This window comes from bacterium (assembly GCA_024224155.1).
GTDB lineage: Bacteria > Acidobacteriota > Thermoanaerobaculia > Multivoradales > JAHEKO01 > CALZIK01.
On record JAAENP010000286.1, the window covers coordinates 1 to 783 of the forward strand.

The window sequence follows — 783 nt, forward strand, 5'->3', positions numbered from 1 at the left end:
AGCCGCGATGAGCCCACCGCTCAGGCCTTGGTGCGGCCGTTCTTCATGGTAATGCGCGACGTACTCGCGCACGAGCTCTCTGAGGTGCGCCTCGCCCAGTGGGATCACGCGGTCGAGGCATTCCTCCTTAATCGAACGGTTGAACCGCTCGACGAACGGATTCAGGTTCGGGCTGCGCCTGGGCAGGCGAATCGGCTCGATACCGGCACGCGCGAGACGTGCACGGAATTCCTGAGTGAAGACCGGATCGCGGTCCATGATCAGGTAGTGGTGCGGCAACAAGAACCCGTCCACGCCGTCGATCAGGTTGCGCAAGACTTGGAACATCCAGTCTTCGTAGGGCTCCTGGACGATGCCCGCGATCTGTACTCGCCGGCTCTGGAGGTCCATCACGACGAGCACGGCGTACCGCACCGGTCCGCGAAGGGACAGCACCTCCACTTTGAAGAAGTCCATCGCCGCGATGGCGCCCCAGTGTGCCTTTAGGAAGGTCGTCCACGGCAGGTGCTTGCGCCGCTCAGGCGCAGGCTCGATGCCGTCTTCATCAAGGATCCGCTGGACGGTCGTCCGGCCGATCTCGTGGCCGAGGAGGCGCATCACGTCCCGGATTCTCGTGTAGCCCCAGCCCACGTTCTCTTGGGCCAACCTGACTACGAGGTCCCGAATGTGCGGAGGCTTCGGCGGTCGCCCCGGGCCGCGCTGGGCGTGGCTATCATACTTGGCGCCGGCGTACTGGCGGAACCACCTGGTCAGCGTGTCTGGGGTGAGGAGCGAGCCGAGCTC

General features: G+C 64.6%; 1 protein-coding gene. It reads right to left on the reverse strand.

Annotated elements, in window-relative coordinates; all coding sequences use genetic code 11:
- The coding region (locus GY769_14995) for a transposase family protein (GenBank protein MCP4203228.1) at window positions 1-645 on the reverse strand (645 nt) is incomplete at its 3' end.
- Between the last annotated feature and the right edge of the window lie 138 nt (window positions 646-783).